At 72.0% G+C, this 25,855-nt stretch carries 23 protein-coding genes; 16 read left to right on the top strand and 7 right to left on the bottom strand.

Features of this window, described 5'->3' with window-relative positions; all coding sequences use genetic code 11:
* Nucleotides 1-257 precede the first annotated feature (257 nt).
* From EV284_RS22360 to mgtA, 6 genes are all read left to right on the top strand, one after another.
* Nucleotides 258-1,382, top strand: coding sequence for an ABC transporter ATP-binding protein (locus EV284_RS22360; protein ID WP_165425613.1), 1,125 nt, complete (start codon nt 258-260; stop codon nt 1,380-1,382).
* On the top strand, nt 1,379-2,032 hold the full coding sequence (locus EV284_RS22355; protein ID WP_086693097.1) for an ABC transporter permease subunit: 654 nt from the start codon (nt 1,379-1,381) through the stop codon (nt 2,030-2,032). Before EV284_RS22360 ends, EV284_RS22355 begins: the two co-directional genes overlap by 4 nt.
* Nucleotides 2,029-2,697: an ABC transporter permease gene (locus EV284_RS22350; RefSeq protein ID WP_130336994.1), complete on the top strand. Its 669-nt coding sequence runs from the start codon at nt 2,029-2,031 to the stop codon at nt 2,695-2,697. The genes EV284_RS22355 and EV284_RS22350 overlap by 4 nt, the downstream gene beginning before the upstream one ends.
* Nucleotides 2,698-2,806: 109 nt before the next feature.
* Nucleotides 2,807-3,766 carry an ABC transporter substrate-binding protein gene (locus EV284_RS22345; RefSeq protein ID WP_130336992.1) on the top strand — a complete coding sequence of 320 codons (960 nt, stop codon included), beginning with the start codon at nt 2,807-2,809 and terminating at the stop codon, nt 3,764-3,766.
* Nucleotides 3,767-3,904: 138 nt separating this feature from the next.
* Nucleotides 3,905-4,276 carry a metalloregulator ArsR/SmtB family transcription factor gene (locus EV284_RS22340; protein WP_130336990.1) on the top strand — a complete coding sequence of 124 codons (372 nt, stop codon included), beginning with the start codon at nt 3,905-3,907 and terminating at the stop codon, nt 4,274-4,276.
* Nucleotides 4,277-4,281: 5 nt separating this feature from the next.
* Entirely contained in the window at nt 4,282-6,774 is a 2,493-nt protein-coding gene (mgtA, locus tag EV284_RS22335) for a magnesium-translocating P-type ATPase (protein ID WP_130336988.1), read from the top strand.
* On the opposite strand, the gene EV284_RS22330 is transcribed toward mgtA, so the two are convergent.
* A complete protein-coding gene (locus EV284_RS22330) occupies nt 6,765-8,339 on the bottom strand; it encodes an LCP family protein (RefSeq protein ID WP_130336986.1) in 1,575 nt (524 codons plus the stop codon). The genes mgtA and EV284_RS22330 overlap by 10 nt on opposite strands.
* Before the next feature lie 124 nt (nt 8,340-8,463).
* Between EV284_RS22330 and tatA the strand changes: the two genes are divergently transcribed.
* Nucleotides 8,464-8,664 (top strand): Sec-independent protein translocase subunit TatA, encoded by a 201-nt coding sequence (gene tatA / locus EV284_RS22325; RefSeq protein ID WP_130336984.1) that lies wholly within the window; start codon nt 8,464-8,466, stop codon nt 8,662-8,664.
* A 90-nt stretch (nt 8,665-8,754) separates the two neighbouring features.
* Here the strand turns inward: tatA and EV284_RS22320 are convergent, their stop codons facing one another.
* Both EV284_RS22320 and EV284_RS22315 read right to left on the bottom strand, forming a co-directional pair.
* Nucleotides 8,755-9,165 carry a DUF6114 domain-containing protein gene (locus EV284_RS22320; protein WP_130336981.1) on the bottom strand — a complete coding sequence of 137 codons (411 nt, stop codon included), beginning with the start codon at nt 9,163-9,165 and terminating at the stop codon, nt 8,755-8,757.
* A gap of 4 nt (nt 9,166-9,169) precedes the next feature.
* A complete protein-coding gene (locus tag EV284_RS22315) occupies nt 9,170-9,826 on the bottom strand; it encodes a DUF6230 family protein (RefSeq protein ID WP_130337468.1) in 657 nt (218 codons plus the stop codon).
* Nucleotides 9,827-10,260: 434 nt separating this feature from the next.
* Between EV284_RS22315 and EV284_RS22310 the strand changes: the two genes are divergently transcribed.
* Nucleotides 10,261-10,908: a Tat pathway signal sequence domain protein gene (locus EV284_RS22310; protein ID WP_130336979.1), complete on the top strand. Its 648-nt coding sequence runs from the start codon at nt 10,261-10,263 to the stop codon at nt 10,906-10,908.
* Nucleotides 10,909-11,042: 134 nt separating this feature from the next.
* Here EV284_RS22310 and EV284_RS22305 read toward each other — a convergent pair whose 3' ends face one another.
* The 3 genes from EV284_RS22305 to EV284_RS22290 all read right to left on the bottom strand — a co-directional run bounded on the left by EV284_RS22305 (nt 11,043) and on the right by EV284_RS22290 (nt 14,725).
* The gene (locus tag EV284_RS22305; protein ID WP_130336977.1) at nt 11,043-12,431 is read right to left on the bottom strand and encodes a peptidase S1; all 1,389 of its coding nucleotides are present in this window, start codon (nt 12,429-12,431) and stop codon (nt 11,043-11,045) included.
* A 43-nt stretch (nt 12,432-12,474) separates the two neighbouring features.
* Nucleotides 12,475-13,335: a hypothetical protein gene (locus EV284_RS32795; RefSeq protein WP_165425612.1), complete on the bottom strand. Its 861-nt coding sequence runs from the start codon at nt 13,333-13,335 to the stop codon at nt 12,475-12,477.
* A 406-nt stretch (nt 13,336-13,741) separates the two neighbouring features.
* Nucleotides 13,742-14,725 carry a helix-turn-helix transcriptional regulator gene (locus EV284_RS22290; RefSeq protein ID WP_130336971.1) on the bottom strand — a complete coding sequence of 328 codons (984 nt, stop codon included), beginning with the start codon at nt 14,723-14,725 and terminating at the stop codon, nt 13,742-13,744.
* Between the two features lie 171 nt (nt 14,726-14,896).
* Between EV284_RS22290 and EV284_RS22285 the strand changes: the two genes are divergently transcribed.
* From EV284_RS22285 to EV284_RS22260, 6 genes are all read left to right on the top strand, one after another.
* On the top strand, nt 14,897-15,247 hold the full coding sequence (locus EV284_RS22285) for a hypothetical protein (RefSeq protein ID WP_130336969.1): 351 nt from the start codon (nt 14,897-14,899) through the stop codon (nt 15,245-15,247).
* A gap of 107 nt (nt 15,248-15,354) precedes the next feature.
* On the top strand, nt 15,355-15,549 hold the full coding sequence (locus EV284_RS22280; RefSeq protein ID WP_130336967.1) for a hypothetical protein: 195 nt from the start codon (nt 15,355-15,357) through the stop codon (nt 15,547-15,549).
* An 11-nt stretch (nt 15,550-15,560) separates the two neighbouring features.
* Nucleotides 15,561-16,589 (top strand): DUF6528 family protein, encoded by a 1,029-nt coding sequence (locus tag EV284_RS22275; protein WP_130336965.1) that lies wholly within the window; start codon nt 15,561-15,563, stop codon nt 16,587-16,589.
* Between the two features lie 72 nt (nt 16,590-16,661).
* Nucleotides 16,662-18,734, top strand: a complete 2,073-nt coding sequence (locus tag EV284_RS22270) for a DUF1906 domain-containing protein (RefSeq protein WP_165425611.1) — start codon at nt 16,662-16,664, stop codon at nt 18,732-18,734.
* A 504-nt stretch (nt 18,735-19,238) separates the two neighbouring features.
* Entirely contained in the window at nt 19,239-19,886 is a 648-nt protein-coding gene (locus EV284_RS22265; RefSeq protein WP_130336960.1) for a ScbR family autoregulator-binding transcription factor, read from the top strand.
* A 21-nt stretch (nt 19,887-19,907) separates the two neighbouring features.
* Nucleotides 19,908-21,110 (top strand): damage-control phosphatase ARMT1 family protein, encoded by a 1,203-nt coding sequence (locus EV284_RS22260; RefSeq protein WP_130336958.1) that lies wholly within the window; start codon nt 19,908-19,910, stop codon nt 21,108-21,110.
* Here EV284_RS22260 and EV284_RS22255 read toward each other — a convergent pair.
* On the bottom strand, nt 21,087-22,190 hold the full coding sequence (locus tag EV284_RS22255; protein ID WP_130336956.1) for a cytochrome P450: 1,104 nt from the start codon (nt 22,188-22,190) through the stop codon (nt 21,087-21,089). The two genes, EV284_RS22260 and EV284_RS22255, sit on opposite strands and share 24 nt — an antisense overlap.
* Nucleotides 22,191-22,425: 235 nt before the next feature.
* On the opposite strand from EV284_RS22255, the gene cyc2 reads away from it, so the two are divergent.
* Both cyc2 and EV284_RS22245 read left to right on the top strand, forming a co-directional pair.
* Nucleotides 22,426-24,585 (top strand): germacradienol/geosmin synthase Cyc2, encoded by a 2,160-nt coding sequence (cyc2, locus tag EV284_RS22250; protein WP_130336954.1) that lies wholly within the window; start codon nt 22,426-22,428, stop codon nt 24,583-24,585.
* Between the two features lie 107 nt (nt 24,586-24,692).
* Complete coding sequence (locus tag EV284_RS22245; protein ID WP_130336952.1) at nt 24,693-25,817, top strand: aminopeptidase P family protein; 1,125 nt, start codon at nt 24,693-24,695, stop codon at nt 25,815-25,817.
* Nucleotides 25,818-25,855: the final 38 nt, after the last annotated feature.

The following is a 25,855-nucleotide window of genomic DNA, read 5'->3' as shown; positions in this document are numbered from 1 at the left end:
CCGGAAGCGGCGGGTGGGCATCGTCGCACGGGCGGGACGGTATGAGCGGTGTCACATGATCAGATGAATGGATGGGCCGTGGCTGGGTAGCAGCCTCCCGATTCATGGGACCGTCCGGCCGTGGCACGACCACGGGTGCGCGCGCCCGCACCCCGGTCCGGTCGCCCTTCCGCGCTCTCCGGGTGGCGTGGCTCGGGCCGACTGGACTCGGCCGGCACGGTCCAGGCACTCCTGCCAACCGAAGGGCGCGCGGCGTTTTGATACGGATAGATTCAGTCACCAAGCGATACCCGGACGGCACGGTCGCGGTCGACCGGCTGTCGCTCGACATACCGGACCGCGCGATCACCGTCCTCGTCGGCCCCTCCGGCTGCGGCAAGACGACCACCCTGCGGATGATCAACCGGATGGTGGAGCCCAGCGAGGGCAGCATCCTCCTCGACGGCGCAGACATCCGGCAGCAGCCCGTCAACTCCCTGCGCCGGTCCATGGGTTACGTCATCCAGAACGCCGGGCTCTTCCAGCACCGCACCATCATCGACAACATCGTCACCGTGCCCCGCCTCCTCGGCTGGAGCAAGGGCAGGGCCCGTGAGCGCGCGGCCGAGCTGATGGAGCGGGTGGGACTGGACAGTTCGCTCGCCAAGCGTTACCCCTACCAGCTCTCCGGCGGCCAGCAGCAGCGCGTCGGGGTGGCCCGGGCGCTCGCCGCCGACCCGCCGGTCCTCCTCATGGACGAGCCCTTCTCCGCCGTCGACCCGGTGGTCCGCAAGGGACTCCAGGACGAACTGCTGCGCATCCAGGACGAGCTGGGGAAGACGATCGTCTTCGTCACCCATGACATCGACGAGGCCGTGAAGCTCGGCACCATGGTCGCCGTCCTGCGCACCGGCGGACACCTCGCCCAGTTCGCGCCGCCCGCCGAACTGCTCACCGCGCCCGCCGACCCCTTCGTGGAGGACTTCCTCGGCGCCGACCGGGGCATCCGCCGGCTGTCCTTCTTCCCGTCCGACGCGCTGGAGCTGGAGACCGGGCCGATCGTCCCGCTGGACGCCGACGCCACCCGGCTCACCCCGCGCGGCGGGGCCCCGTACCTGCTCTTCACCGACGCCGACGGCCGTCCGCTCGGCTGGGGCGAGCCGGGCGCGCTCACCGCGGGTGCCATCGACACCGGCCGGCTCCTGTCGCACGGCAGGCCGTTCCGGCCGGGCACGGACTCGCTGCGCACCGCGCTCGACGGCGCCGTGCTCTCGCCGACCGGCTGGGCCGTCGCCGTCGACGGCGAGGGGCGCGCGGTCGGCGTGGTCTCGCAGGCGGCGATCGGCGAGGCCATCCGCACCGCGCACACCGAGGACCGTCCGGAGGTGACGGCGGCCGGATGAACGGCTTCTTCGACCTCCCCAGCGACCTCCAGCACAGCTACCTCGGACTGATCGGCCTGCATCTGCGCGAAGCGCTGCTGCCGGTGCTGGCCGGACTCCTGCTCTCGCTGCCCGTCGCCCAGCTCTGCGCCCGCTTCCGCTGGCTGTACCCGCCGGTCCTCGGCGTCACCACGGTGCTGTACGCCATACCGTCACTGGCGTTCTTCGTCATCCTCATCGACTACACCGGGCAGAGCGAGATGACGGTGATGATCCCGCTCGCCGTGTACAGCCTGGTGGTGCTCGTGCCCGCCATCGTGGACGGCGTCCGCTCGGTGCCCCCGGAGACCCTGGCCGCCGCCGAGGCGATGGGACTCGGTGCCGTACGGCGTTATCTCCAGGTGCAGTTGCCCATCGCCGTGCCCGCCATCATCGCGGGCCTGAGGGTCGCCACCGTGTCCAGCATCTCGCTGGTCAGCGTCGGCATGCTCATCGGCAACCAGGGCGCGCTCGGCAACATGCTGAACGACGCCAACCTCTACCACCGGCCCGAACTCGCGGTGAACTCCGTGGTGACCACGGCCCTGTTGGCGATCCTGGTCGACGCGGCGCTGGTGCTCACCCGCAATCTGCTGACCCCGTGGATGCCGAAGAAGGGTGCCGCCCGGTGAACGTCCTGGACTTCGCGCACTCCTTCTTCGCCGACTCCGCCCGCTGGCACGGCTACGACGGCATCCCCACCCGCCTGCTGGAGCACATCGGTTACTCCCTGGAGGCGCTCGCCGTCGCGGCGCTCATCGCGCTGCCCGTGGGGCTGGTCGCCGGGCACCTGAGGCGCGGCGGCAACGCCCTGTCGATGGTCGCCACGGCGGGCCGGGCACTGCCCAGCTTCGGTCTGCTGGTACTGCTGTTCATCTGGTTCGGCTTCGGCACGCTGCCCGTGATGGTGCCGCTCGTCGTGCTCGCCGTGCCGCCGATCCTCGTCACCACCTACGAGGCGATCCAGACCGTCGACCCGTCCCCCGTGGACGCGGCGCGCGGGATGGGCATGACCGAGCCGCGCATCCTGTTCCAGGTCGAACTCCCGGTCGCGCTCCCGGTGATCCTCGGCGGACTGCGCACCGCGGCCGTCCAGATCGTCTCCACGGCGACCATCGCCGCGTACGTCAGCTTCGGCGGGCTCGGCCGGTACATCATCGACGGGCTCTACCAGAAGGACTACGAGAAGGTCGTCGGCGGCGCCACCCTGGTCGCGGGACTCGCCCTGGTGACGCTTCTGGTGTTCTGGGCGCTGTCGAAGCTCACCGTCTCGCCGGGGGTCCGGCGCAGTGGGTGACCTCCTCGGCGGGGCCGTTCACGCGCCCGACACAAACGGGCGCGATCGAGGCCAATCGGTGACCTCGCTTCCCTTGACTGACAAATCACGAACTGGCTTGGATCAACAGGTGACTTACAACAACCGCATCAGCAAGTCCATCCGGGGGAACCGAGGGGCGGCGCTGGTCGCCCTCGCGGCGGCGACGACGCTGCTTGCGGGCTGTGGCTCCTCCGACGGCAAGTCCGACAACCCGCTGAGCGGAGGCGAGGCGAGCGGTGACACCGTCGTCGTCGGCTCCAACAACTTCGCCGAGAGCATCCTGCTCGCCGACATCTACGGCGAGGCCCTCAAGGCCAAGGGCGTCAAGGTCAAGTACCAGCCCAACATCGGCAGCCGCGAGACCACCTACGGTCTGCTGAAGAACGGCTCCGTGACGCTGCTGCCGGAGTACAACGGCGCGCTGCTGGCCTACCTCGACCAGAAGGCGGCCCCGAAGTCGACCGAGGAGACCACCAAGGCCATCGAGGCCAAGCTGGACTCCAAGCTGACCCTGCTCGCCCCCTCCCCGGCGGAGGACAAGGACTCGGTCACGATCAACGCGGCCACCGCGAAGAAGTACAACCTGACCGCCAAGTCCTCCATCGGTGACCTCAAGGGCATCGCGGGGGACCTGGTCATCGGCGGCTCGCCGGAGTTCCAGACCCGCCACCAGGGCCTGACCGGCCTGAAGTCGCTGTACGGCCTGGAGTTCAAGTCCTTCAAGTCCCTGGACGCCGGCGGCCCGCTCACCCAGGCGGCGCTGAAGAAGGACTCCGTGCAGGCCGCGGACCTCTTCACCACCGACCCGGTGATCGCCAAGGAGAAGTTCGTCGTCCTGAGCGACCCGAAGAACCTCTTCGGCTTCCAGAACGTCCAGCCGCTCGTGCGCAAGAACGCGGTGCCGAAGAAGGGTGTCGACGCGCTCGACGCCGTCTCCGCCAAGCTGGACACCAAGGCCCTGCTCGACCTCGACACCCAGGTGCAGGTCCAGCACAAGGACCCGCTGGACGTCGCCAAGGCCTGGCTGAAGGCCAACGGCCTCGGCTGACCCGCACCGCACCGCACCACCCGGACCGCCCGGCCGACGCCACCCCGTCGCCGGGCGGTCGGCGTGTGCCCGCTCGGCCCCTAGACTGACTGGCCGGACAGCGACCGGCCACGGCGAGACGCGGCGAGGAGGAGACCAGTGGAGACAGGGCCCGGCAGTGGCCGGCAGGACCCCTCCCCGCAGGTTCTCGCCGAGGCGGCGGCCGCCTTCGGGCTGCTCGCCTCCCCGGCCCGGCTGCATCTGGTGTGGGCGCTCGCCCAGGGCGAGAGCGACGTCACCGGGCTCGCCGAGCGGGTCGGCGGCGCACTGCCCGCCGTCAGCCAGCACCTCACCAAGCTCAAACTCGCCGGACTGGTCCGCTCCCGCCGCGAAGGCCGCCGCCAGGTGTACTTCGTGGACGCCGACGAACAGGCCGCGCTCGTGGACGTGGTCCACCTGCTGGTCGGCCGGCTCACCGAACGGACGGCACCGGCACCCGCCGCCCCGGCCCTCCGCCTGCGCGGACTGTGACCGACGTGCCGGACACCTCGCTGCGGCTCCTGCGGCGCCTGGAGACCGGCCCGCGCGGACTGACCGACACCGAGGCCGCAGCCCGGCTGGCCGAGCACGGCGAGAACACCCCGGCCGCCGCACCACCCGCCCCGTCCTGGCCGCGCCGCTCCGTACGGGCCCTGCGCGATCCGTTCACCGCCGTACTGCTCACCCTCGGGCTGGTGTCCGCGTTCGTCGCCTCCTGGGGCACCGCCACCGTGATCCTCGCCCTGGTCGCCGTCAGCTGCGCGCTGCGCGCCGCCGGGGAACGCCGCGCCGACCGCTCCCTGGCCGCGCTGCGCGGCCTGGTCACCGGCACCGCGACCGTACTGCGCCGGGCCGACCGCGCGGACGAGCCGTGCGCCCGCGAGGTGCCGGTCGCCGACCTCGTACCCGGGGACATCGTCCGGCTCGGCCCCGGCGACCTCGTACCGGCCGACGTACGGCTGCTGCGCGCGCGGGGGCTGACCGTGCGGCAGGACACGCTCACCGGCGAGTCGGCGCCGGTCGCCAAGCAGGCGGCCGACGCGCCGAGCCGCTTCGCCGAGTCCCCTCTGTGCTTCCAGGGCAGCCACGTCGTCTCCGGCAGCGCGAGCGCCGTGGTGGTGGCGACCGGGGCGCGCACCCGGTTCGGCGCCGCCCGGCGGGTCCCCGTGCGGCGGGGGCCGAGCGCCTTCGACCGGTCCGTGCACGGCATCTCCTGGGTGCTGGTCCGGTTCATGCTGCTCACCCCGCCGCTCGTGCTCATGGCGAGCGCCGCCGTGCACGGCCGGGTCCTCCAGACGCTGCCCTTCGCCGTCGCGGTGGCCGTGGGGCTCACCCCCGAGATGCTCCCGGTGATCGTCACCACCTGTCTGGCGCGCGGCGCGTCCCGGCTGGCCGACGCCCACCGGGTCGTCGTACGGCGGCTGCCGGCCCTGCACGACCTGGGCGCGGTCGACGTGTTCTGCCTGGACAAGACCGGCACCCTCACCCGGGACCGGCCCGTCCTCGCCACCGCGCTCGGACCGGACGGCCGGGACGATCCCGAGGTGCTGCGCTGGGCCGCCGTCGCCGCCTGGTGGGGCCTCACCCTCTCCGAACTCCCGGCGCCCGACGCCCTGGACGAGGCCCTGCTGAGCGCCGCCGGGCCGGTCGGGGAGGAGTACGACGGGGTCGCCGCGCTCCCCTTCGACCCGGCCCGCAGACTGGCCACCGCCGTGGTCACCGGCGCCCTCGGCCGGCACGTGCTGATCACCAAGGGTGCCGCCGAGGCCGTGCTGGAGCGGTGCGAGCTGTCCGACGCGGAGCGCGGCCGGCTGCTCGGGCTGGCCGCGCGGCTGGCGGGGTCCGGGCTGCGCGTCCTCGCCGTCGCCACCGCCGACCTCCCCGCCCGCGCCCGGCCCTACCGTGGCGAGGACGCCCGCGGGCTCACCTTCCGCGGCCTGCTCACCTTCCGCGACGACCTGACCCCCGGTGCCGCCGACGCCCTGCGGACCCTGACCGGGCTCGGCGTCGAGGTGCGCGTCCTGACCGGCGACCACCCGGCCACCGCCGTACGCGCGTGCCGGGACCTGGGGCTGACGGTGGGCGCGGTGCGCACCGGTGGCGCACCGCGGGCGGCCGGGACACCGGGCACCGTCACCGTCGTGGCCCGGTGCACGGCCGAGGACAAGGCGCTCGTGGTGGCCGGACTCCGCGCCGCCGGGCACACGGTCGGCTTCCTCGGGGACGGTGTCAACGACGTGCCCGCGATGCTCGCCGCCGACGTGGGCGTGGCACCGCGCGGAGCCGCCGACGTGGCGCGCGAGAGCGCGGACGTGGTGCTCGGCGAGAAGGACCTCGGCGCGCTCGGGCACGCGGTGCTCGCGGGACGGCACAGCAGCGCCAACATCGCCTCCTACCTGCGTGTCACCCTCTCCTCCAACCTCGGCAACGTCCTCGCCATGCTCGCCGCCGGGCTGCTGCTGCCCTTCCTGCCGATGCTCCCGGCCCAGGTCCTCGCGCAGAACCTCTGCTTCGACGCCTCCCAGCTCGCCTTCGCCGACGACCGGCCCGACCCCGAGGCGCTGCGCCGGCCGACCAAGCTGCGGCCGCCCGCCTTCCTGCGCTTCCTCACCGGCTTCGGCCTGCTCAACGCGGTCGCTGACCTCGCCACCTTCGCCGTGCTCACCCTCGCCCCGCCCAGCGGCCTCGGCCTGAGTGACGAGACGCTGTTCCACTCGGCCTGGTTCACCGAGAACCTGCTCGCCCAGGCGCTCGCGATGCTGCTGCTGCGCTCGGGGCGCCGCATCGCGGGCGGCCGGCCCGGCCCGGTCGGCTGGGCCTCGGCAGCGCTGGCCGGTGCCGGGCTGCTGCTGCCGGCCACCCCGCTGGGCGCGGTCCTCGGGCTGAGCGCGCTGCCCGCCGGCCGCTACCTCCTGCTGGCCGCCGTCCTCGTGCCGTACGCGCTCGCGCTGGTCGTGGCGCGGGTGCGGCACGACCGGCGTCAGCCGTAGGTGAGGTTCGCGCAGGGGTTGTCGTCCGCCGAACGCGCCCCGTTCGCCACTTCGCTGGGTACCGAGGAGGACGTCGAGGACGGTGTCGGGTCGGTCGCGTACGCCTGGCCGAGGACCACGTTGATCCGGGGCGCGCCGATCTGCTCGAACTGGGCGCCGGGGAAGACCTTGGCCACCGTCCGGGCGCGGTCCGCCATGCCGGGGCCGTACTGGACGACCGTCGCCAGATGGTTCTGGGAGAGCGCGGTGGCCGTACCGGTGACGGTGAAGCCGGACGCGGTGAGCGCGGCGGAGCCCTTGGCGGCGAGTCCGGTCACCGTGGTGCCGTTGTAGACGGCCACCGCGATGCCCTTGCCGGAGACGGGGGCGGGGGAGTGGCCGGCCGGGCCGGGCTTCTTCGCCGCGTGGCCCTTCCCGCCGCTGGCGTCGGCGCCGTCGATCGTCCGGTCCGCCTTCAGCGCGGCCCACAGCTCACCGGCGTCCGGCTCCACGACCGCGACCCGCGCGCCCGCGTACCGCCAGGGCACGGTGACGAACTTGGTGTTGTGCAGGTCCACGTCCTTCAGCGACATGGCGAACGACAGCAGCTTGTCGGCGCTGCCCAGCCCGGGGTCGACGGTCATCGACCTGGTCGCCGCGTCGGCCAGCGGCAGCAGCTTGGTCGGGGTGAACCCCTTGTCCTTGACCTCCTTCAACAGGCTGCCGACGAAGGCCTGTTGCCGCTTGATCCGTCCTATGTCGGAGCCGTCCCCGATGCCGTGCCGCAGGCGCACGTAGTCCAGCGCCTGCTGGCCCGCGACCCGCTGCTCGCCCTGCCGGAAGAGGAGCGTGCCCCGGGTGGTCCGGTTGGGGTTGAGGTCCTTCTGGTACACGTCGTTGGGCAGGCAGACCTTCACTCCGCCGACGACCTGGGTGAGCGCGGCGAAGCCCTTGAAGTCCACGACCACCGTGTGGTCCACGCGGAGCCCGGTGAGCTGCTCCACGGTGTTCTGCGTGCAGGCCGGGTTGCCCTTGTCGGTGTCGCCGACCGAGAAGGCCGCGTTGAACATGGTGTTCGGCTGAGCCTGGGTCCAGCCGCCGGTGGGCAGCTTGCAGGGCGGAACGGTCACGAGTGTGTCGCGCGGTATCGACACGGCCAGCGCGTGCTTGTGGTCGGCGTATATGTGCAGCAGCAGCGTGGTGTCGGAGCGGCCGATGCCGTCCTTGTCGCCGCCGCCCAGCGCCGCGTTGCCGTCGGTGCGCGCGTCGGAGCCGATGACCAGGACGTTCTCACCCTTGGACGAGCCCGCCGGGCGGTTGTCGGAGAGGCCGCCCGCGTCGAAGGTGTGGATGTTGCCGTTGAGCTTCAGGTACACCCAGCCCGCCCCCGCGCCGCCGAGGACCACCAGGGACAGGCAGACCAGGAGCGCCACCCGTGCCCGGCGCGCACGACGGCGCCGCCGGTCCCGCGCGCCGGACCGGGGCCCCTGGCCCGCGTCGCCGGAACCGCCCTGGTCCCCCGGGGAGTCCCGGCCGCCGCCGCGCCGCCGTGACGGTGCCGTCCCCCGACTGCTCGTGATGCTCATCGCCCGCCCTCTTGTGTCTCTCCCCGGGTTGTACAGTTGCGCAATGTAGCAATCATCGCTGAACGGTCCGGAGGCGCGGGAGCCCCCGGCCGTCGGGAACCGCGTGGGAAAAGGGAGGGCGACCGTGCTCCGCAATGGACTGGAACCCTGGCATCTGCTGGTCGTGGCGATCGTCTTCATCGTGCTGTTCGGCTCCAAGAAGCTGCCGGACACCGCTCGCTCGCTGGGCCGGTCCCTGCGCATCCTCAAGAGCGAGGCGAAGGCACTGAAGGACGAGAGCGTCGCTCCCGCCGCCGCCGCGCCGGCCGACCCCGCTGCCCGGTGAACTCGGGCCGACGGGGGAGAAGTTCCCGTATCACCTGAAAGAGGGAGAACCCGGCGGCAAGGTGCCGCCGGGTTCCCGGGGGACCCAGGTTCACGCGTCGGCGCGCTCCCGGCGCCGCTGCCGTCGGGAACGGGCCTCCTGGTCGGGCAGCCAGCCGAAGGCGAGGCAGCTGCCGACGACGCCGAGGAGCAGGCCGACGAAGAAGCCGCCCAGGTTGGACGTGAGCCAGCTGCCCAGCGAGACCAGGACGCCGACGATCGAGTAGAACAGCCGCTGGGCCGGGTTGAAGAGGATCAGCAGTCCGAGCAGCAGCATCAGGGCCGGCAGCAGATAGCCGGCGAGCCCCTGCATGCCGATGTGCATGACGACCTTCAGGGACGCCTTCTCGGTGAGGAGGATCTCGGTTCCGCCCAGCGCGAGCAGCAGCCCGCCCCAGAACGGCCGCCGCCCCCGCCAGTCGCGGAAGGCCGCCCGCGCTGTCCGGTGCCCAGGCTCCGCCATCGGCTCAGCAGCCCGAGTCGCTGAAGCCCAGCTTCAGACCGGGCAGTTTGAACACGCCGGCGGTGGTCGCGTAGTTGGTCTGGCGCAGGTCGGCGATGTGCACGGTGTCGGCCTGCTGGGAGAAGACACCGATCGGGCCCTTGGCGTTGGCCTTGTTCAGCGTGCTGGCGTCGTTGCCGATCTCGATGTGGTCGAAGGAGGCGTCGCCCGACAGTTCGGTGGAGTCGGTGGTCAGATCGGTCGCCGTCACCTTCTTCTCGCCCTGGCCCGCCTTGATCAGCAGGTTGGTGCCGCCCAGGTCGACGCTCTGGCACAGCTTGGTGAGGGTCGCGTTCTTGATCGCGGAGGTGACGACGAGCACCTGCCCGCCGGTGTCACCCGCGTTCGGGCTGCCGTCCGCCATGTTGTCCAGGCCGCCGAACTGCTCGAAGCCGGTGCCGGTCAGATCGGTCGCCGTGACGGTGAACGGCATGCCCGAGATGGCGAACTGCACCCCCAGCGCGCCCTCGGCGGTCAGGATCGCGAGCCCGGCCGCGACAAGGGTGGCGGGTATCGCCAGTACGGCGGCCCGGCGGTACCGGACGCGCCCGCGCCGTGAGCCGCCGGCCGGTCCGGGCGCGGGGGTGGGGTCGGTGGACGGGAGGTCCGGGGACGAGGCCATGTCTGCTCCCATGGGCGTAGATCCATGCGGGTTTCAGGTGGCGCGTTGTCCTGGCGCGGACAAGGGCGGCCGCGTGGGCCGCCTCGCTGTCCCTGGTGGACGCGAGAGCTCCGGCCGGTTACGCGACGGTAGCCTTCTCGGAAGTTACCGCCGGTTACATTGAAGGGTCAAGAGAGTGGTGAAAAGAAGGTGCCGACCCTGCGCGGATGCGTGCCCCTGACCTCCAACTCCCGTGCACCTTATTGACGTTGGCGTCACTTCAGGTCTACAACTCTGCCTGATTCCTCGGGACCGTGGCGCCGGGCCCGACCCACGGCACGCGCCGGTCCCCGGCATCTCCGGGCGGCCGTCCCGTATACGAAATCCCGCACCTCGCATCGCATTCCGGCGCACCCCTGCTCTCCGCCCCCCCACCTCGGAAGAGAGGCACCCGCATGCGCACCTTCCTCGCCCTTGCCGCAACCGTCACCGCGCTCACCGCCGCCGTGGCCGTCCCCGCGTCCGCCGACGCCGGAACCGTCCTCACCACGGGCGGTGTCGGCGGCACCGCCGTGGCCGTCGGCGACACCCTCACCGCACCGCTGGCCGCCGGCACTTCCGCCACCCTGTACTCCAGCGCGACCGGCACCAGCGGTGTCACCTGCAAGGCGTCCCAGTTCACGGCCCAGGTCACCGGCAACCCGGCGGCGCCGGGCTCCGCCACCGAGTCGGTCACCGGCCACACCTTCGACAGCTCGACCTGCACCAGCAACGTCACCGGGGTCCTCGGCGTCAGCGGCATCACCGTCGACCACCTGCCCTACACCGCCTCGGTCTCCTCCGACGGCACCCTCTCCGTCGCCCCGGCGAGCGGCTCGACCATCCAGACCACGGTCAAGCTGCGCACCCTGCTCGGCTCGGTCACCTGCGTCTACCAGGCGCCGAGCCTGACCGGGAAGGCGGACAACGCCGACAACAGCATCACCTTCACCAACCAGCAGTTCAGCAAGGTCTCCGGCTCGTCGCTCTGCTTCGCCAGCGGCTACTTCACCGCCAAGTACGCCCCGGTCACCGACGCGGGCGCGCCGGTGTTCGTCAACTGACCCGTCACTGAGATCTCGTTCAGCGTCGGCGCACGCCACGGGCGCACGGCACCTGTAGTGACTCGGTGCCGTGCGCCCGTCGCGATCACGAGGTTCTGCCGTGGTGGTACGGGGTCAGCCCGTCCGCGGGACGGCTAGGCGACGGTGCCCACGTGCATCGAGCCGTCGGGCAGGCCGGCCGTGTAGGTGTCGAAGATGTCACCGTTGCTGTCGATGTTCGTGGCGTACGACCACGCGCCGGCGGAGCTGCGGGTGCGGTCCCAGACTCCGGATCCCGGCACGACCGCGTCGACGTGCATCGAGCCGTCGGGGAGGGCGGACGCCGACACGGAGGCGACGTCACCGTTGGTGTCGATCTGCGTGGCCGAACCGGCCCACGTGCCGGCGGAGCTGCGGGTGCGGTCCCAGACTCCGGAGCCCGGCACGACCGCGTCGACGTGCAGCGAGCCGTCCGGGAGCGCCGTCGAGGCGATGGCGGAGATGTTGCCGTTGTCATCGATCTTGGTGGAGGAGCTCCAGCTACCGGCGGAGCTGCGGGTGCGGTCCCAGATCCCGGAGTCGGGCACGAGCGACTGGATGTGCAGGGTGCCGTCCTTCAGGGCGGAGGAGCTCAGCGCGGTGATGTTGGCATTGGAGTCGATCTGGGTGCTGGACGACCAGCTCCCGGACGTGCTCCGGGTGCGGTCCCAGACACCGGCGCCCGGCACGAGGGTCTGTACGTGCAGGGTGCCGTCGGGCAGCGCGGCGGCCGAGACCGCGGTGATGCCGCCGTTGGAGTCGATCTTGGTGGCGGCCCCCGCCCAGGCGCCGGAGGCGCTGCGGACGCGGTCCCACACACCCGAGCCCGGGACGACGGTCAGCACGTGCACGGTGCCGTCCGGCAGCGTGGCCGACGCCACCGCGGTGACGGCGCTGTTGTCGTCGATCTCGGTGGCGTGCGCGTCCCAGCCGCCGGAGGCGCTGCGGGTGCGGTCCCAGACGGTGCCGGCCGGGGTGACCGGGTCGTCGACGATGTTCTGGTAGCGGTACGCGTCGTAGTTGCTGGTGGGCCAGCCCTCGATGCTCGACGAGTTGATGTTGGCGTGGGTCGGGCCGTGGGTGGGGTTGTTGGGGTTGCTCTCCGCGTAAAAGGTGAAGTCGCCGTTCGTCTTGTTGGTCCAGCCGGCGAAGAGGAAGGTGTGGTCGGCGGTGTAGTCCATGATGTCGCCGGGCTTGAGGTCGGAGTAGCTCTCCTTGGTGGAGACGTTCGGCAGGGTCTGCGTCACCAGGGACGTCGACAGGTGCCAGGCCATCGAGACGTAGCCGGAGCAGTCTTGCCGGTAACCGCCGTAGCGGGTGCCCTGGTTGTAGGCCACGTGGGCGTCAACCCAGCTCTGCGCCCGGGTGAGCACCTCGCTTCTGGTGATCGGGCCGTCGACGCTGGAATCGGCGTGCGCGGGCAGACCGGCCGCCAAGGTCGTGGTGGCCGTGACGGCCACGAGGACGGCCAGGGCGCGCAGGCGGGAGGTACGGGACTTCGGCATGGTGAATTCGTCTTCCGTGAGAGAGACAGGGGTGGTGTCGCGGTTACATGTGCTCGGCGATGGTGGACAGGTCCGCCCGGTCGCCGGAGTCCTGGTGGTTCGGGTCGGCCGTGGTGACGACGCCCGGCTGGGTGTACTGCACGACCGTCAGGAGCGCCCCGCGCCTGACGACGTAGTAGTGGTTGGTCTGCCGGCCGGGCATGGAGATGCCGGCCACGGCGGTCCAGGAGCGTGAGTAGGCGGTGCCGTCGGTGATGGACGCGGTCTTCGTGACCACCGCGTCCTGGGGCGTGCCGTGCTGTGCCTGGAAGGCGCGCAGGTTGTGCCCGCAGCCGTCGAAGGCGGTGAGCAGCGTGCGGTAGGCGGCGTCGGCGGCCGAGGCGGAGGTGAAGGTGAACGTGTCCTGGATGGCTGGGGTGTTCGCCTTGCTGGCGTAGCCCTGCTGCCGCCAGCCGACTGCCCCGTGGACCGAGCCGCACTCGCTGACGTTCACGTCGTGGGTGGTCTGCCGGGTCCGGGGCGGACCGATCGCCTTCCAGGCGGAGCGGTGCGCGTCGGGCAGCTTCGCCGCGGGCAGCGCGTGCACGGCGGGGGCGGCGCCGGCCGCGGGCCCGGACGGGGAGCGTGACGCGGACGGGGAGTGGGATGGGGAGTGGGACGGGGAGCGGGAGGCGGACGCGCTGTGGGACGGAGCGGTGGGCGCACTGCCGGGCGCGGTGTCGGTCGTCCAGTCCTCCGGGCCCGTCGACTCCGCGGCGACCGGAGCCGCCGTGGCGACGGGCACCTTCGCGGCGGAGGGCGCGGGATCGGCGGCGTATCGGACGGCGCCCACAGCCGCCGCCGCGGCGAGCGGCACTGCGGCAAGGGCGACGACACGGACACGGCCTCGGGCGCGGCTGAGCATGACGGATCTCCTTCGCTGGCAGCGGGAGCCCGGCAGGAGGACCTGCGACGGGCACGCGTCACCGGCGTGCCGCAGGAGCGGGGCCGGTCGACGGAGCGGTCCGCGGTTTCAGGTCTTCGCTGCGGAGCGCCGTGAAGAGACTGGCCGTCATGCGCGCGTCAACGACAGGGGTTTGGCCTGGACAGATGCGTCCATGGACGGTTTCGGCCGTGAGCGTGGAGGAGGGGGACCGGGCGCGAGCCGGATGCGACGGAGAGCCGGAGCGGGGAGAGGGCTGCGCGGGAGGGAAGCGGCCCGGCGGAGAGGAGCGGTTCCAGGGGAACCGGTCCGTTGAGGGGCCGGGCGGGGGAGAGGCGGGACGAGCCCGAGCGGAAGGCTGGAGAGACCGTGGCGGGTCGGCCTCAGCTCACCCGAGCCAGCCGCGCTGGGCCGCGCGTGCCCCCGCCTCGAAACGGCTGCGCGCGTCCAGGCGTTGCATGAGACCGGTCGCGATCCGGCGGGCGGTGCGGGGCGAGACGCCGAGGCGTTTGGCGATCGCCTCGTCCGTATGGCCGTCGGCCAGCAGCTTGAGCGCGGCCTCCTCGATGTCCGTGAGGCCCTTCGGGCCGCGCCGGCCGTTCTCACCGAGAGGCTTGGCGGACTGCCAGATCCTGTCGAACAGCGCGCACAGCGCGGTCAGTGTGCCCTGGCCGCTGAGCACCACCGCGCCGGCCGCGGAGTCATCGCTGCTGAGCGGGATGACCGCATGCCTGCGGTCGACGATGATCAGTCGGGTGGGCAGCGTCGCCGCGGTACGGATCTCACCGCCGCGCCCGCTCAGCCATTCGAGGTACTCCTGGGTGTGGGGACTGTTGCTGACGCTCTCGAGGTAGACGGTGCGCAACCGCACGCCGCGCTCCAGCAGCGAGTTGTTCAGCGGCCGGGCCGCCGCGATGGACTGAGGCGTGTGCTCACCGTCCGGGGCGAGCGTCATGACCTCTGCGGCTACTTGACGAGTGAGCCGGGCCAGCCGGTCGCGGATCTCGTCGATGCCGGTGAGCTGCTCCACACCGGGGGCGGCGAAGGGGCGCAGTGCGGCGTGCTCGGCGATCAACTGCGCGGCCGTCGCCCGGGAAGTCGCCACACGCTGCTGCTGGGCGGCGAGCTCCGCCTGCTGGCGGGCCAGCAGTAGCTCCAGGCCGACCTCAGGGCTGACGGCGTGCAGGGAGCCGGGCATCGTGTAGGAGGCGCGGACCAGGGAGAGTTCACTGAGCTGGTCGAGCGCCCGGCGCACGTCGTCCTCGGCAAGCTCCAGGCGCCCCGCCAGCTCGGCGACGCCATCGGCGCGCTCGGCGAGCATGGCCCGGTAGACCGCTTCTGCGACCGGATCGAGCCCCAACGCGGTCAACATGCTTCCCCCCACGGTCAGCAATGGGCACTGAATGATCTTCGTGGGATCATCGCATGGCACAGTCGACTGTGTTACGGCTGCGGCGCGGTGTGGCCTTTTCCGGCCTCCGGTACAACCGTCCAGGCTCGGCACGTTGCTTCCGTCAGCGCCTTGTCGTGAGTGTTGACCGGTATGTATCTCGTTCACGCCCGACTGTGCCCGCCCGAAAGGGGCATCCCCCTGTCGCCGGAGGCCCCGGGCCTGCTGCGTGCCGTCGCCGGCCCCGAGGATCGCCTGGAGCACGTCAGCGTTCACCCGGGCGTCGAGCCCAGCCCGGTGGTCGGGCTGTGGCTGCGCGGCCTGTCGCTGCGCGAGGCCGAGCGGACGGCGTCCGCCCTGTGCCTGCGGGCGCTGGCCGCGGCCCCTGAGTTCGCCGGCTGGTCGCTGCTGCGAGCCGAAGTGCCCCTGCTGGCCCCTTTGGGACACGGCCTCTTGTGGCCGGACGAAGCCCCTTCCGAAGGTTCTGACCAGGGCGGACATTAGTTCCAGGTCGCAGGACGCGTCACCGCGGGACGTGTCTGAGGCGGCCGCTCCACGAACTTCGTACGGCTCGCGCTCCCCACGTCCCTCATCCGGAAGGTAGTTCCGCCATGCCCGCATTCCGTCCCGTCGCCGCCGCGGTCGCGACCCTCGCCCTCGGCCTCACTGCCGCCGTCGGCGTCCACACCGTCCACGCGTCGTCCGTCGCTCTCACCGCCGTCGCCGCCAAGGAGCGCCCGGCCGCTGCCACGGTCGAGCTGCCGGTCGGCACCGCGGTGACCCCCCGCGACATGATCTGGCAGTGAGGGGCGCGAACATGAGATCCTCCACGTCGCCTTCCGCCTCGTCCTCCCGTTCGCACTCCCGGCGCTCGCTCCTGCTCGGCGGCCTGGGGGCCGCCCTGGGGATCGCGCTGCCGCTCGGCGGCAACGCCCGGGCCGCCGCCGCGCCCCCGGTTCTCGTCGGCGACCAGAAGGCGCGCAAGGTGCTGCTGCTCGACTCGACGAAGACCAACTGGGACCCGGCGGCCGATCCGTCGGTGGTGCAGTGGTCGTTCACCCCGGACGGCGACTCCCGGTACGCGGACCTCCAGCCGGCCTCCAGCTTCACCTACGTCAGTGAGGCCAAGGCGCGTACCTCGGGCGGATCCACGCTCGTGCTCGTCACTGCCTCGTACGGCTTCGCCGCCGTGGTGGAGTACCCGACCGGCGAACGCCGTTGGGCCGGTCTGGTCGCCGGCTCAGGACCGGGTGACGATCTCAACCCGCACAGCATCGAACTGCTCCCGGACGGCAATGTGGCTGTCGCGTGCAGTAACGGCAACGCCGTCCGGGTCTACGCCGCGTCCCAAGGTCCCACCGCGACCGACTACTTCACCACCCCGCTCACCACGGCGCACGGCGTCCACTGGGACTCCGGCGCGAACGTGCTGTGGGCGGTGGGCGGCAGCAAGCTCGCCGCGTACACCGTCGCCGGCACCCCGGCGCAGCCCGTCCTCGCCGAGAAGACCTCGCTCTCCGTGCAACTGCCCACGTCCGACGGTCACGACGTGGGTGCCGTGGCGGGGTCGTCCGACCTGCTGTGGGTGTCCACGGGATCGGCGCTCTACCAGTACTCCAAGTCGGCCCGCACCTTCACGCCGTACGGAAGCACCGCCTGCGGCCGCGGTCCGTGGGGCGGTGTCAAGGCCGTCAGCAACTCCGGCGGCACCGTCCTCTTCACCAAGCCGGACGGAGACCTGAGCCCGAACTGGCTGACCCGCTACGTCCGCGACGCCTCCGGCACAGCCAGCCCGTACGCGCTCGCCGACGGCGGCATCTACAAGGCCCGCTGGTGGCAGCCGTGACCCGCTGACGCACCGTTCGCACGTCCCCTTGCTTGTCATGTGCACCCCCATCATGGAATGAGGAGAGTTCCCGTGCCCGTACCCGCAGCCCTGCGCAGAGCGATACGCATATCCCTTACGGCCACCGCCACCGCGGCCGTGCTCACCGGCGTGGCCCTCCCGGCCGCCCACGCGACCGAGGCGGCGAAGTCCCCGGCCCGCCATGTCACCTACCGGGGTCACCACTTCACCGTGCCGGCCGGCTGGAACACGGTCGACCTCGACCGCGCCCCGCACGCCTGTGTGCGCTTCGACCGTCACACCCTCTACTACGGCACCCCCTCGGCGGACCAAAACTGCCCCGCTCACGTCGTCGGCCGCACTGAGGCGCTGCTCGTCCAGCCGGCCGGGTCCCGGGGCGCCGGCCAGGCGCGCACCGACAGGACCGCCCACCAGCTGGCCGCCTCCGACGCCCGGATACAGCTCACCGGCACCTACAAGAGCAACCCCGGGCTCATCGAGGACATCGCCACGGACGCGGACCTCACGCCCCAGGCCGCCGCTCCCGCGCGCCGAGCGGCACCCACAGGCCGGCTGACGCCCTCCACACTCGCCGCGACCACGGTCTCCAGCGCCACCACCCACTACACCGGCAAGGGTTTCGACGCCTGCGCCGCGCCCTCGGCGAGCACCATGAACACCTGGAACAGCGCGTCCCCGTACGGCGCCGTCGGCATCTACATCGGCGGAGCCTACCGAGGCTGCAGCCAGCCCAACCTCACCGCCTCATGGGTCTCCCAACAGGCTTCCGCCGGATGGCACTTCCTCCCCATCTACGTCGGCGTGCAGGCGAGCGGCATCAGCTCACCGACCTCCCAGGGCACGAGCGCCGCCGACGACGCCATCACCCAGGCATCCTCGCTCGGGTTCCCCGCGGGCTCGGTCCTCTACTACGACATGGAGGCCTACAGCCCCTCCTCTTCGTCCAGCGTGCTGAGCTTCCTCTCCGCCTGGACCAAGGAACTCCACGCCCAGGGCTACAAGTCCGCCGTGTACAGCAGTTCCACCTCCGGCATATCCGACCTCGCCGACCACTACGGCAGCGGCTACCAGATGCCCGACGTCATCTACGACGCGCTGTGGAACGGCAACGCCGACACCGCCGACCCGGCCGTGTCGTCCACGCTCTGGGCGAACCACCAGCGCGTCCACCAGTACAGCGGCGGTCACACCGAGACATACGGCGGCATCTCGATCAACATCGACTCCGACTATCTCGACGTCGCCCCGGCCACGTCCACCGTCCCGCACGGCACCGTCTGGGACCGCACCCGCGGCTCCTCGGGCACCTGGGCCGGCAGCGCGAGCGAGGTCGACGACAACGACGCCATCACCGCCGTCGCCTCGGCCGCGCTGCCCGATGGCACCCTGCACACCTTCACGGTGGTCCCGGGTTCCGGCGTCTGGGAGCGGGTGCGCAGCGCCTCGGGCGTGTGGGCGACGAGCGCCGTCAAGATTGACGACAACGACAACATCACCGCCGTGACGGCCGCCGCGCTGAAGGACGGCACGATCCACGTCGAGGTGATGGTGAAGAACTCCGGCGTGTGGGACCGCACCCGCAACACCGACGGCACCTGGACGACGGCCACGAAGGTCGACGACAACACGTCCATCACCCGGATCGCCGCCGCGGGTCTGACCGACGGCACCCTGCACCTGGAGTCCCTCGTGCCCGGCTCGGGCGTGTGGGAGCGGGTGCGTGGCGCCTCGGGCACCTGGCAGACCTCTGCCACGCAGATCGACAGCAACGGCGACATCACCGACCTGGCCACGGCCGCGCTGCCCAACGGCACCCAGCACCTGGAGGCCGTGGTGCCCGGCTCCGGCATCTGGGACCGCGTCCGTACCGCCGCGGGCACCTGGCAGAGCTCCTCCCACCTCGACACCAACGGCGACATCACCGCGGTGGCCCTCGCCGTGCTGCCCGACGGCCGCATGACCGCCGACGCGGTCGTCCCGGGCTCGGGCGTGTGGGACCGCTCGTACAGCGCTGCCGGAACCTGGCAGGCAGCGGCGACGAAGATCGACGCCAACACTGACATCTTCGCGGTCCAGTCGACGGGCCTGCCGGACGGCACGGTGCACCTGCACACGCTCGTCTGATCGCCGGTTCTCTCGATACGTGCCTGGACGCCCCCATACGCGTCCAGGCACGCCGGCGACAGGCCCTGCCGCCCAAGCGTCCATATGCTCTCCTGGACGGGCCGTCGGGCACGGACGACCACGACCCCCTTTTCGGCCGGGCCCCGCTCGTCGTCGGCGGCGTCCACGCCCATGGTCGTCCACGTCCCCAATACGAGTGACAGCACTGAGGTGTTCAGAACCCCGGACGACTGAAGAAGTCAATTCACAGACCGCATCGGCTGTTTTTGCCGCACCCCTCACCGCCCGGGAATCTTCGCGTAAGCGACGCAGCGCACCCGGAAGCCCCCGGAGCCGGATAAAAGCGGAAGGCCCAGTTCACCCCGGTCGAGCAGGGGAGGAAGTGTGGAAGAGCGCGGAATCTCGGTGTGTCCCGCGTGACTCCCGTCGCGGCTCGGTGAGTTATCGTATGCGAGGGGTCAAAACAAACCGCGTGTCCCGTTCGTGCAGGAGAGGGGTCGGCCGATGGTGAGGCAGTTGCGCGCTGAACAGACCCGGACGACGATCATCACGGCGGCGGCCGACCTGTTCGACCGGCAAGGGTATGAATCCACCAGCCTGAGCGACATCGTCGGACATGCGAACGTCACCAAGGGCGCCCTGTACTTCCACTTCGCCGCCAAGGAGGACCTGGCCCACGCCATCCTCGAACTCCAGTCGGTGGCCGCCCGACAGGTGGTGTCCGAGGTCGAGAGCCGGGGCTGCTCGTCTCTGGAGGCGCTGATGCGGGCCACCTTCGCCCTCGCCCGCCTCGCCGTGCACGACCCGGTGCCCCGTGCCGGGCTCCGCCTGGTCACCACCAACCTGCCCATGCGGCCGCCGCTGCGCCACCCCTTCACGGAGTGGCTGGAGTTCGCCTCCCGCAAGCTGCACGGCGCGGTCCGGGACTGCGATGTGCACGCCGAACTGGACGCCGGGGTCGTCGCGCACTCCCTGGTCTGTTTCTTCGTCGGCACCCGGGTCGCCGGGCGCACCCTGGAACCGCCCGCGCGGCTGCCCCGCCGGGTCGCCGAGATGTGGTACCTGATGCTCCGCAGCCTGGTCCCGGTGCACCGCCGCCCCCGCTACCTCGCCCTCGCGGCACAACTGGAGCGGGAGGCCAGGACCGGCTGACCTGCGGGGTACGGTGACGGCATGTCCGACGCCGCCCCCACCGCGCCCGTCATCCGCGCCGACGCACCCGGCTCCTTCCCGCACCGCACACTGGCCGAACGGCACCCGGCGATCATCCGCCAGGTCCGCGCCGGCCTTCCCTACGAACCCCCGCAGCAGCGCGCGCTGGACGCCCTGCTGAAGAACTGCACCGAGGGTGTCATCGAACCCCTCCCCGCCGACGCCCCCGACCGCGAGCGCTGGCAGAGCTGGGGCATGGACACCTACGCGGGCCGATCCTGGTTCGACGTGCCGTGGCTGTGGGCCGAGAGCTACTTCTACCGCCGTCTGCTCGGCGCCGTCGGCTACTTCGGCCCCGGTGCCTGGCGGGGCGTCGACCCGTTCCGCCCCTCCAAAACCGGCGAACTCGACTCCGCCGAGACCGACGCCGAGCTGTCCGCACTCGACGGACTACGGGACCGCCCGGCCGGCGACCGCGACCGCGCCCTGCTGAGCGGCTCCCTCTGGGGCAACCGCGCCGACCTCAGCTTCCAGCTGTCCTCGGAGGGCGGCGAGCGACGCGAAGCGGCCCCCGGCCTGGTGGCCGACGACAGCGACCTCCTCTGGTCGCTGCTCCCGGCCGGCGGCACCGGCACCCTCTGCCTGGTCGCGGACAACGCGGGCCGCGAGCTCGTCCCCGACCTGCTGCTCATCGCCGCGCTCCTCACCGAGCCCCGCATCGGCCACGCGGTCCTGCACCTCAAGCCGACCCCGTACTACGTCTCCGACGCCACCACCGCCGACGTGATCGACGCCCTGCACCGGCTCCGCTCGGCGGGCGGTCTGGCGGGGGAGTACGGGGACACGCTCTGGTCGGCCCTTGGCGACGGGCGGCTCGTCCTGCGCGCCCATCCCTTCTCCTGTGCGCCGCTGCCCTACACCGACATGCCGGACGACCTCCGCGCCGACTTCGCGGCGGCCGACCTCACCCTCTTCAAGGGCGACCTCAACTACCGCCGCCTGGTGGGTGACCGGTACTGGCCCGCCACCACGCCCTTCGACGAGGTGACCGCCTACTTCCCCGGCCCCGTGGCCGCGCTGCGCACCCTCAAGTCCGAGGTCGTCACCGGGCTCTCCGCGTCCACCGAGGCCGCGCTGGAGAAGGCGGAGGGAAGGAAGTGGCTCACCAGCGGCACTCACGCGATGATCCAGGTCAACCCGTCAGCCGGCCCGGACGGGCAGTGACGCGACACCGTTGGTGACGCCGGAGCCGGACGGCAGCACCGGCCCGGCGAGCCGCAGGACCGGCAGGGCGCACAGCACCTCCTCGTGGAGGACGCGCAGTTGCAGCCGGGCGAAGTCGGCGCCCAGACAGAGGTGCGGCCCCGCGCCGAGGGAGAGGTGCGGGTTGGGCGAGCGGGCGAGGTCCAGGCGGTCGGGGGCGGCGAAGACCTCGGCGTCGCGGTTGGCGGCGACCAGGGAGACGACGACCCTGTCACCGCGCCGGACGCGGCGGCCGGAGAGATCGGTGTCCGTCGCGGCGGTGCGGCTGAGGGTGCGCAGGGGCGGGTGCAGGCGGAGCAACTCCTCGATGGCGGGGTCGAGTTCCGCTGTTCCTTCACGCAAGCCCCGGTACGCCTCGGGATGCCGGGCCAACACCGCGAGTCCGCCCGCCGCCGCGTCGCGCATGGGGGCGAGGCCGGTGGTCAGGAGGAGGGCGACGAGCATGTCCAGCTCGTCGGAGGTGAGCCGGGCGTTGTGGGCCAGCACCGTGGTGAGGTCGTCGTCCGGATAGCGGCGGCGGTGGACGACGAGCCGGCGGGCGTAGCCGGTCGTGTCGTCGAGCGTATGCGGCCCGGTCCGGCCGGGCAGACGGCGCCGGTCGGCGTGCGGGACGCCCAGCAGGTCGGCCAGGTTGAGCGCGGTGTACGGGTCGGAGACGGCGGTGGCGAGGTCGAGGACGCCGTCGGTGGCGCGGGCCGCGTCCAGTGCGCGGGTGAGCAGGGTGCGGGCGCGCTCTCGGGCGGTCGCCGTGAAGCGTCCGACGCGTCCGGGGGTGAGGGCGCGGGCCGCGTGGTCTCTGAGACGGGTGTGCTGGGGCGGGTCCTGGCCGGACAGCAGCCGTCTCACGAGGGGGAGTTCGCCGGGTCCCGGGAGGGAGGAGTACGTCACCGGGTCCTCGAGGACGCGGAGGGCGTCGGCGTGCCGGGTGACCGCCCAGAACCCGGGGCCGGGCGGTCGGTCCGCCGTGCCGGGCTCGTCCTGCCAGGACACCGGGGCGGGGGCGTGCGGTAATCGGTGCTGGGGAGGCGGGGAGGGGATCATGGGCCATACCGTGGCCCCGGCCCGGAGGACGGACAAGGGGAGTGACGGCCTTTGGTGCCGGGCTGTCCGGATGTCGTCGGCAGGGCCGGAAAGAGGCCATGGGCAGGGGTGTGGCCGTGACGGCCAACGCCACACCGGGCGGCGAGAGTTCCCGGTTTCGGCAGGGGTTCACGCGATGGTGTGATCATCCCAGTCGTGGCGGATGACCCGATTGCCCGGCGGGTAGCCCCCCGCCATGACGCAGCCGTTCGAACTCCCGCACTTCTACATGCCGTATCCCGCGCGGCTCAACCCGCATCTGGACGAGGCCCGTGCCCACTCCACCGAGTGGGCACGGACCATGGGCATGCTGGAGGGCTCCGGGGTCTGGGACCAGGGCGACCTGGAGGCGCACGACTACGGCCTGCTGTGCGCCTACACCCACCCCGACTGCGACGGCCCCGCGCTCTCGCTGATCACCGACTGGTACGTGTGGGTGTTCTTCTTCGACGACCACTTCCTCGACATGTTCAAACGCACTCCGGACCGCGTGGCCGGCAAGGCCCACCTGGACCGGCTCCCGCTGTTCATGCCGCTCGACCCCGCCGCCCCCGTCCCCGAGCCGGAGAACCCGGTCGAGGCCGGCCTCGCCGACCTCTGGGCGCGCACGGTTCCGGCCATGTCCGCGGACTGGCGCCGCCGCTTCGCCGTGGCGACGGAGCATCTGCTCAACGAGTCGATGTGGGAGCTGTCCAACATCGGCTCGGGCCGGATCGCCAACCCGGTCGAGTACATCGAGATGCGCCGGAAGGTGGGCGGCGCCCCCTGGTCGGCGGGACTCGTGGAGTACGCGACCGCCGAGGTGCCCGCCTCGGTCGCTCGGTCCCGGCCGCTCCGGGTGCTGATGGAGACCTTCTCCGACGCCGTCCACCTGCGCAACGACCTGTTCTCCTACCAGCGGGAGGTGGAGGAGGAGGGCGAGAACAGCAACGGCGTGCTGGTGCTGGAGCGGTTCTTCGGCTGCTCCACCCAGGAGGCCGCCGAGACCGTCAACGACGTCCTCACCTCACGGCTGCACCAGTTCGAGCACACCGCGCTCACCGAGGTGCCCGCCCTCGCGCTGGAGAACGGCCTGCGGCCCGACGAGGTCGCGGCGGTGGCCGCGTACACCAAGGGGCTGCAGGACTGGCAGTCCGGCGGCCACGAATGGCATCTGCGCTCCAGCCGCTACATGAACCAGGGCGCCCGCTCCGAGACGCCCTGGCGGGTGCCGAGCGGTCCAGGCACCTCCGCCGCCGACATCCGCGCCCTGCTGGCCTCGGCGGGCGCCGAACGGCTGCGCGCCTACCGCCACGTCCCCTACCGGCAGGTCGGGCCGTCGCTGCTGCCCGACTTCCACATGCCCTTCCCGCTTCAGCTGAGCCCGCACGCCGACGCCGCCCGGCAGCACCTCGTCACGTGGTGCCACACCATGGGCATCCTGAGCGAGGGCGTCTGGGACGAGGACAAGCTCGCCGCGTACGACCTCGCGCTGTGCTCCGCCGGACTCGATCCCGACGCCACGCCCGAGGCGCTCGACCTGAGCGCGCAGTGGCTCGCCTGGGGGACGTACGGCGACGACTACTACCCCCTCGTGTACGGCAACCGCCGCGATCTGGCCGCCGCCCGGCTGACCACCGCCCGGCTGTCCGGGTGCATGCCGGTCGACGGCGAACCGGGGACCGTCCCGGCCAACGCCATGGAGCGCGGCCTCGCCGACCTGTGGGCGCGGACCACCGCACCGATGAGCGCCGAGCAGCGGCACACCCTGAAGGCAGCCGTCGACGTGATGACCGAGAGCTGGGTGTGGGAGCTGTCCAACCAGCTCCAGCACCGCGTCCCCGATCCCGTCGACTACCTGGAGATGCGCCGCGCCACCTTCGGCTCCGACCTCACCCTGAGCATGTGCCGGATGGGCCAGGGTCCGGCCGTCCCGCCCGAGGTCTACCGCACCGGAGTGGTGCGCTCGCTGGAGAACGCGGCCGTCGACTACGCCTGCCTGCTCAACGACGTCTTCTCCTACCAGAAGGAGATCCAGTACGAGGGCGAGATCCACAACGCGATCCTCGTCGTGCAGAACTTCTTCGGCATCGACTACCCGGACGCACTCGCCGTCGTCCACGACCTGATGACCCAGCGGATGCGGCAGTTCGAGCATGTGATCGCGCACGAACTGCCCGTGCTCTACGACGACTTCCAGCTCTCCGGAGAAGCGCGGGCCGCGATGGACCACTATGTCCTCGACCTCCAGAACTGGCTCGCGGGCATCCTCAACTGGCATCGGGAGGTGGACCGTTACAAGGCCGAGTGGCTGGGCGGCCGGGCCCACGGCTTCGTACCCGGCCAGGCACCGGGGCGGCTCCAGCCGACCGGCTGACGGCGCCGTCACGCCCCGGCGGCCACCGGGAACCCGGTGGTCGCCGTACGCCCCGCGCGTCATGATGGCCGTACGCCCCGCCGCCACGACCACACCCGGAGGCCCGGATGACCGGCAGTGCACCCGCGATCTTCACCGCCGAGGACTACCGCGCCCGTATGGCGCGCGCGACCGGCGCCGCCGCCGAGGCGGGGCTCGGCGGGCTGCTCGTGGCGCCGGGACCGGACCTGGTCTGGCTCACCGGGTACGCGCCCCCTGTCACCGAGCGGCTCACACTGCTGGTCCTCGTGCCGGGCCGTGACCCCGTGCTCGTGGTGCCCGCGCTGGAGGCCCCCGACGCCGAGCGGGCCGCGGGCGCCCCCGCGCTCACCCTGCTGAAGTGGACCGACGGCGAGGACCCGCACTCCCTCACCGCCGAGCTGCTCGACCCCAAGGGCGGTGTCGGCGTCAGCGACAACACCTGGGCGCTGCATCTGCTGGCTCTGCAACGGGCCCTGCCGGACCTCCACTGCGCCGCGCTCACCGACGCCCTGCCCATGCTGCGGGCCGTCAAGGACGCCGCCGAGCTGGAACTGCTGGCCGCCGCCGGGGCCGCGGCCGACGCCGCCTTCGAGGAGATCAGGAAGCTGCCCTTCGCCGGGCGCCGCGAGGACGAGGTGGGGCGCGACCTCGCCGGCCTGCTGCGCCGCTTCGGCCACTCGCAGGTGGACTTCACCATCGTCGGCTCCGGTCCCAACGGCGCCAACCCGCACCACGAGGTCGGGGAGCGGGTCATCCAGCGGGGTGACATGGTCGTCCTCGACTTCGGCGGGCTGAAGGACGGCTACGGCTCCGACACCACCCGCACGGTCCACGTGGGCGAGCCGACCGAGGAGGAGCGCCGCGTGCACGACGTGGTGCGGGCCGCGCAGGAGGCCGGGTTCCGGGCCGTCCGGCCGGGCGCCACCTGCCAGGACGTCGACCGTGCCGCCCGCGCGGTGATCGAGGACGCGGGCTACGGGCCGTACTTCATCCACCGCACCGGGCACGGCATCGGCGTCACCACGCACGAGCCGCCCTACATGATCGAGGGTGAGGAGCAGCCGCTCGTGCCCGGCATGTGCTTCTCGATCGAGCCCGGCATCTACCTGCCCGGCCGGTTCGGGGTCCGGATCGAGGACATCGTGACGGTGACGGAGGAGGGCGGACGCCGCCTGAACGACACCACCCGTGAGATGGTCGTGGTGGACTGACCTGACCCCGGCAGCCACCTCCGCGACGACCTTCCGGA

This window comes from Streptomyces sp. BK022 (assembly GCF_004217355.1).
GTDB classification, from domain to species: Bacteria; Actinomycetota; Actinomycetes; order Streptomycetales; family Streptomycetaceae; genus Streptomyces; species Streptomyces griseoluteus.
The sequence above is the reverse complement of the archived record's forward strand: the minus strand, read 5'-3'. Positions and strand labels throughout refer to the sequence as shown.

Excerpts from the sequence above, each read along its gene's own strand:
- EV284_RS22285 (WP_130336969.1), top strand. The coding sequence starts at position 14,897 with ATGTATCTCGTTCACGCCCGACTGTGCCCGCCCGAAAGGGGCATCCCC.
- EV284_RS22280 (WP_130336967.1), top strand. The coding sequence starts at position 15,355 with ATGCCCGCATTCCGTCCCGTCGCCGCCGCGGTCGCGACCCTCGCCCTC.
- EV284_RS22305 (WP_130336977.1), bottom strand. The coding sequence starts at position 12,431 with ATGCCGAAGTCCCGTACCTCCCGCCTGCGCGCCCTGGCCGTCCTCGTG.
- EV284_RS22275 (WP_130336965.1), top strand. The coding sequence starts at position 15,561 with ATGAGATCCTCCACGTCGCCTTCCGCCTCGTCCTCCCGTTCGCACTCC.
- EV284_RS22310 (WP_130336979.1), top strand. The coding sequence starts at position 10,261 with ATGCGCACCTTCCTCGCCCTTGCCGCAACCGTCACCGCGCTCACCGCC.
- EV284_RS22245 (WP_130336952.1), top strand. The coding sequence starts at position 24,693 with ATGACCGGCAGTGCACCCGCGATCTTCACCGCCGAGGACTACCGCGCC.
- EV284_RS22260 (WP_130336958.1), top strand. The coding sequence starts at position 19,908 with ATGTCCGACGCCGCCCCCACCGCGCCCGTCATCCGCGCCGACGCACCC.
- EV284_RS22320 (WP_130336981.1), bottom strand. The coding sequence starts at position 9,165 with ATGGCGGAGCCTGGGCACCGGACAGCGCGGGCGGCCTTCCGCGACTGG.
- EV284_RS22355 (WP_086693097.1), top strand. The coding sequence starts at position 1,379 with ATGAACGGCTTCTTCGACCTCCCCAGCGACCTCCAGCACAGCTACCTC.
- EV284_RS22265 (WP_130336960.1), top strand. The coding sequence starts at position 19,239 with ATGGTGAGGCAGTTGCGCGCTGAACAGACCCGGACGACGATCATCACG.
- cyc2 (WP_130336954.1), top strand. The coding sequence starts at position 22,426 with ATGACGCAGCCGTTCGAACTCCCGCACTTCTACATGCCGTATCCCGCG.
- EV284_RS22255 (WP_130336956.1), bottom strand. The coding sequence starts at position 22,190 with ATGATCCCCTCCCCGCCTCCCCAGCACCGATTACCGCACGCCCCCGCC.
- EV284_RS22290 (WP_130336971.1), bottom strand. The coding sequence starts at position 14,725 with ATGTTGACCGCGTTGGGGCTCGATCCGGTCGCAGAAGCGGTCTACCGG.
- EV284_RS22315 (WP_130337468.1), bottom strand. The coding sequence starts at position 9,826 with ATGGCCTCGTCCCCGGACCTCCCGTCCACCGACCCCACCCCCGCGCCC.
- EV284_RS22330 (WP_130336986.1), bottom strand. The coding sequence starts at position 8,339 with ATGAGCATCACGAGCAGTCGGGGGACGGCACCGTCACGGCGGCGCGGC.
- EV284_RS32795 (WP_165425612.1), bottom strand. The coding sequence starts at position 13,335 with ATGCTCAGCCGCGCCCGAGGCCGTGTCCGTGTCGTCGCCCTTGCCGCA.